The following is a 5,606-nucleotide window of genomic DNA, read 5'->3' as shown; positions in this document are numbered from 1 at the left end:
AATGCGAATAATCCTGCGGCAACTATACTTAATGCTGCCAATGTGAGCCTTGCTTTTTTCATAACGCTGGAATTTATTGATTATGTAATTGGTTACAACTTTTTATCGTATTCCAGGAAAAGTGAATCAGGCGGGATATGCTACTTAAGACAACTACTATGCCAAAAAATAAAAACAGCTTCTGTTAAAATGGTTTTAACAGAGTTGGAGCAGACGGATTTTCAATGGCTTGTTTTTAAAAATGATGGAATGAAAATACCGGATGTAAACTTTACCAATGGTGGTTTATGCACAGGGGTGCATATTCTGCTTGCAGCCTCTGATTTCGTTTTATTATATTTGCGGCGTTCTGCAAATACTAAAATAATTAGTATGATTTGCAGGTGGTAAAATACTTTTGAACAATAGAAAATATGGCTGAAGCGAAACAAAATCTGTTTGACTACACGGAAGATTCAATCAAATCATTAGACTGGCGCGAACATATCCGTTTGCGCCCGGGAATGTATATAGGAAAACTGGGAGATGGCAGCAGTCCCGATGACGGAATATACGTATTGCTTAAAGAGGTGCTTGATAATTGCATTGACGAGCATATGATGGGGTACGGGAGGCAGGTAGATATTGTGGTGGAAGGTAAAACAGTAACGGTTCGCGATTTTGGCAGAGGCATACCTTTGGGCAAGGTGGTGGACGTGGTAAGTAAGATAAACACCGGCGCCAAATACGACAGCAAGGCTTTTCAGAAGTCGGTTGGACTGAATGGAGTAGGTACCAAAGCGGTAAATGCGTTGAGCAGCTATTTTAAGGTTATGGCTGTGAGGGAAAGCAAGCAAAAAACAGCAGAATTTGAAAGAGGTGTATTGATAAAAGAATATAAAGAAGCAAAAACGGATGAAACAAATGGAACGCTGGTAACCTTTATACCCGACGATACGGTGTTTCGCAATTTTCATTTTCATCCCGAATATATTGATAACCTGCTGTGGAATTACTGTTACCTCAATGCAGGTTTGGTAATAACATTCAACGGGAAAAAATACGTTAGCAAAAATGGATTGCTCGATCTGCTGCAGCGCAAAACCAACGAAGACGAGATCCGCTATCCCATCATACACCTCAAAGGAGAGGATATAGAACTGGCGATCACCCACAACAACGATTACGGTGAAGAGATATTCAGTTTTGTAAATGGCCAGTATACCACGCAGGGCGGAACGCATCAGCAGGCCTTTCGCGAAGCTTTTGTAAAAGTGGTAAGAGATTTTTATAAAAAAGATTATGATTTTACCGATATCCGTCAAAGCATTGTGGCAGCAGTAGCCGTTAGGGTGGTTGAACCGGTGTTTGAAAGCCAAACCAAAACCAAGCTGGGTTCCCTGTACATGGAGGAAGGTGGCATTAGCATGAAGAATTTTGTACATGAATTCCTCTCAAGGGATCTGGATAATTTCCTGCATAAAAATCCGGCAATAGCCGAAGCGTTAAAGAAACGGATAGAGCAAAGTGAAAGAGAACGTAAAGAGTTGGCCGGTATAAAAAAATTAGCCAGTGAAAGGGCAAAAAAAGCCAACCTGCATAACCGGAAGCTGCGCGACTGCCGCATTCATTTTAACGATGAACCTCCGAACTCAAGGAACAAAGAGGATTTTCATGAGCGCCGGTTAGAGAGTACCATTTTTATTACCGAAGGCGATTCGGCAAGCGGTTCCATTACCAAGGCCCGCAATGTGGAAACCCAGGCAGTGTTCAGCCTCAGGGGTAAGCCGTTGAACTGTTACGGGCTCACCAAAAAAGTAGTGTACGAAAATGAAGAATTCAACCTGCTGCAGCATGCTTTAAATATTGAGGAAGGCATTGAAGGATTAAGATACAATAATATAGTAGTGGCAACGGATGCCGATGTGGACGGCATGCATATCAGGTTGCTGTTGCTTACTTTCTTTTTGCAATTTTTTCCCGACCTGGTGAAGAACGGTCATGTATATATTCTTGAAACCCCTCTTTTCAGGGTGCGCAACAAACAGGAAACGATTTATTGTTATGATGAATCCGAAAAACAGGCGGCGGTTAAAAAATTAGGCGCCAGGCCCGAGATCACCAGGTTTAAAGGGCTGGGGGAAATTTCGCCGGATGAGTTCGTACGATTTATCGGGTCTGACATGCGCAAACAGCCGGTGATGGTGATGCCCGAAACACACCTGCAGCAATTGCTGGAATATTATATGGGTAAAAATACCCAGGACAGGCAGGAATTTATCATTGACAATTTACGTGTGGAAATAGATATTGCGGAAGACGTGAAAGCCGGGTGAGAAGCGCAGACTTTCGCGTGAAGTTACCTCATTTCACTTTTAGCGACGGGGCAGCATAATACTGAAATAACGATCGGTTTAATTTCAAAGCAACTACATGATACACATTGTTTTTAACGAAGCAGACACGGGGGTACTGAACAAAGCCATTGAACTTGATGAAACCCTTCACGGCCGGGTAGTGCAGATAAAGGATGACTATGCGGTTGGGCCTTTGACGGATATATATACAGGCGAAGGCATGCAGGCGCGCAAAAACTGGTGGGCTCATGTGCTGGCAGGCGGCGATTATGACGGCAAAGCAAACGACGGCTCTGCGGATGACTGTAAAACCATAGCTGAAGTAGTGGGTGAACTGCGCCGCAATCCCGGAGAAATATTATGGATCTGGGCGGCACAAAATAAGCATGATGTGAGCGGTTATTACTGGCTGCTTTATTACGTAAAAGAGTTCCAGGGGCGGGTGTTCATCCTTTATCTGAATAATCTTCCCTTTATCAGTGAAAAAGGAAATATTTTTTATCCTTCCCGGCTCCACACCATCCCGCCGAAAGAATTTTTAAAAGCGAAAAAATTAGCCCGTCCTGTTACATTAAGTGAGTTTGAAGTAGACCCTGATGAATGGGCAAGGCTGAGTGATGAAGATAAAGGCGTGCGCATACTGGAAGGCGGTAAAAAGCTGGTTCAGTACGATTATGATTTTTACGACGCTGATCTGAAGCGTTATATTACAACGGACTGGCAGAAAGCCGGTAAGATCATTGCTCAGTTCTTATCTAAAAATAAACATACTACCGGCGACGCCTATATGCTGTGGAGGTTGAAATTGATGATAACTGCTGGGGAATACGATATACAGGGCGAACTTAAAAACATGAAAGATTTTGAGGTCAAAAGCAAAACCGGTGCAGCGGAACAGGCAAATCAATAATATGAGAATGATTTTAAAATGGGAAGAGCTGGCCTTATTTGTATTGAGTGCATATGCCTTGTACGATATGCATGTGCAATGGTGGGTGTACCTGCTGTTGTTTTTGGGGCCCGATATCAGCATGCTGGGCTATGTTGCGGGCAACAGGGCGGGCGCCGTTTCATATAATTTTTTTCATCACAAAGGTGTTGCCGTTGTATTTTTCATTACAGGGTGGTTATCCGGCATTTGGAGTTTGCAGGTTGCAGGTATCGTATTGTTCGGTCATTCCTCCATGGACAGGGTATTTGGCTATGGGTTAAAATATTTCACGGGATTCAAATTGACACATCTTGGTTTGATAGGGAAGCAGGATGGAGATAAATAAAAATACGGACAACGCCCCTGGTTTATCCCTGTAAAGTATAATGTAAAGTTGTGGAATTATATATGAGTAAAGACAATTTTTTAGGAAATGAATCCGGAATTCATGGTCAGTATAAATCATGGTTCCTCGACTATGCTTCTTATGTTATCCTGGAAAGAGCTGTTCCGGCAATTGAAGACGGGTTAAAGCCGGTACAACGCCGCATTCTCCACGCCATGAAGGAAATGGATGACGGGCGATTCAATAAAGTAGCCAATATTATCGGGCAATCGATGCAGTATCATCCGCACGGTGACGCTTCTATAGGCGATGCACTTGTGAATATGGGACAGAAAGACCTGCTCATTGAAACACAGGGTAACTGGGGCGATGTGCGTACGGGCGATGATGCCGCTGCGGCCCGCTATATTGAAGCGAGGTTAAGCAAATTTGCACTGGAAGTGGCTTTTAATGCTAAAACTACCGAATGGCAACTGAGCTACGACGGAAGAAAGAATGAACCGGTGACACTTCCGATGAAATTCCCTTTACTGCTGGCACAGGGAGCGGAGGGTATAGCGGTTGGGTTATCTACGAGAATATTACCTCATAATTTTTGCGAGATCATTGAAGCAGCCATTAGGCATTTGCGCGGCAAAAAGTTTGAACTGTTCCCCGATTTTCAAACGGGGGGAATGGTTGATGTAACGCATTATAATGAAGGCAAAAGGGGTGGAAAGGTAAAAGTGCGCGCCCACATTGAGGAACTGGATAAAAAAACACTGGTTATACGCGATGTACCCTACGGTGTAACTACCACGCAACTGATGGATTCCATTGTTAAAGCAAATGATCAGGGAAAAATTAAAATAAAAAAAGTTACCGATAATACGGCTGCCAACGTGGAAGTTCATGTTGACCTGGCGCCCGGTATCTCTACCGATATTACCATTGATGCCCTGTATGCCTTTACCGATTGCGAAGTAAGCATTTCACCCAATGCCTGCGTGATCGCGGAACAAAAGCCGCGTTTCATAACGGTGCACGACCTGCTGCGTTCATCGGCAGAGTCAACAAAGGAACTTCTTAAAAAGGAACTTGAAATTAAGCTGGCGGAATTACAGGAAAAGTGGCACTATACTTCTCTTGAAAAAATATTCTTTGAAGAGAAAATATATAAAGAACTGGAAAAAAAACATGAAACCTGGGATAAAGTATTAATGGGTATAGACAAAGCATTCGTTCCTTTTAAAACGCAGCTTAAAAAAGAAATATCCAAAGAAGATATTGTTAAGCTAACGGAGAAGCCGGTACGCAGAATATACAGGCTGGATATAGATGAATTGAACGCGCAGATTAAAAATATTGATAAAGAGATCAAACAGGTAAAATACGACCTGGAAAATCTTGTGGATTTTGCTGTAGCCTATTATGAGAGTTTGTTAAAAAAATACGGCAAGGGCAGGGAACGCAAAACGGAGATCAGGTTGTTTGAATCCATACAGGCCAAGCAGGTGGCTATTGCCAATGCCAAACTGTATGTAAACCGTTCGGAAGGATTTATAGGCACAGGCTTAAAGAAAGATGAATTTGTGGACGACTGCTCGGACCTGGATGATATTATAGCTTTTACAAAAGCCGGTAAAATGAAGGTGGTGAAAGCTGCGGATAAAGTGTTTATCGGGAAAGATATCCTGCACGTTGCCGTTTTTAAGAAAAATGATGAACGCACTACCTATAATATGATCTACGTAGATGGGAAAACGGGCGTTAGTTATGCCAAGCGGTTCAACGTTACAAGCGTTACCCGCGATAAAGAGTATGATCTGACCAAAGGGTCCGACAAAAGCAAAGTGCATTATTTATCGGTTAATCCCAATGGCGAAGCCGAAGCTGTTAAGATCGTGCTCAGCCCTTCTTCAAGCGCCCGCAATAAGGAGCTTCAGTTTTATTTTGAAGAATTAGAGATCAAAGGCCGGGGCAGCATGGGTAACCAGGTAACCAAATACCCGGT

General features: G+C 43.0%; 5 protein-coding genes. All 5 read left to right on the top strand.

Annotated features, from left to right (window positions below; all coding sequences use genetic code 11):
- Nucleotides 1-390: hypothetical protein (locus PLH26_RS19745; RefSeq protein WP_324587743.1), on the top strand; the 390-nt coding region annotated here is incomplete at its 5' end.
- Between the two features lie 23 nt (nt 391-413).
- Nucleotides 414-2,315, top strand: coding sequence for a toprim domain-containing protein (locus PLH26_RS19740; RefSeq protein WP_324587742.1), 1,902 nt, complete (start codon nt 414-416; stop codon nt 2,313-2,315).
- A 97-nt stretch (nt 2,316-2,412) separates the two neighbouring features.
- Nucleotides 2,413-3,246 carry a DUF1835 domain-containing protein gene (locus PLH26_RS19735; RefSeq protein WP_324587741.1) on the top strand — a complete coding sequence of 278 codons (834 nt, stop codon included), beginning with the start codon at nt 2,413-2,415 and terminating at the stop codon, nt 3,244-3,246.
- A 1-nt stretch (nt 3,247) separates the two neighbouring features.
- A complete protein-coding gene (locus PLH26_RS19730; protein ID WP_324587740.1) occupies nt 3,248-3,613 on the top strand; it encodes a DUF4260 domain-containing protein in 366 nt (121 codons plus the stop codon).
- A gap of 62 nt (nt 3,614-3,675) precedes the next feature.
- The coding region (locus PLH26_RS19725; protein ID WP_324587739.1) for a DNA gyrase/topoisomerase IV subunit A at nt 3,676-5,606 on the top strand (1,931 nt) is incomplete at its 3' end.

It is taken from the genome of Agriterribacter sp. (assembly GCF_035444585.1).
Taxonomy (GTDB): Bacteria; Bacteroidota; Bacteroidia; order Chitinophagales; family Chitinophagaceae; genus Agriterribacter.
The sequence above is the reverse complement of the archived record's forward strand: the minus strand, read 5'-3'. Positions and strand labels throughout refer to the sequence as shown.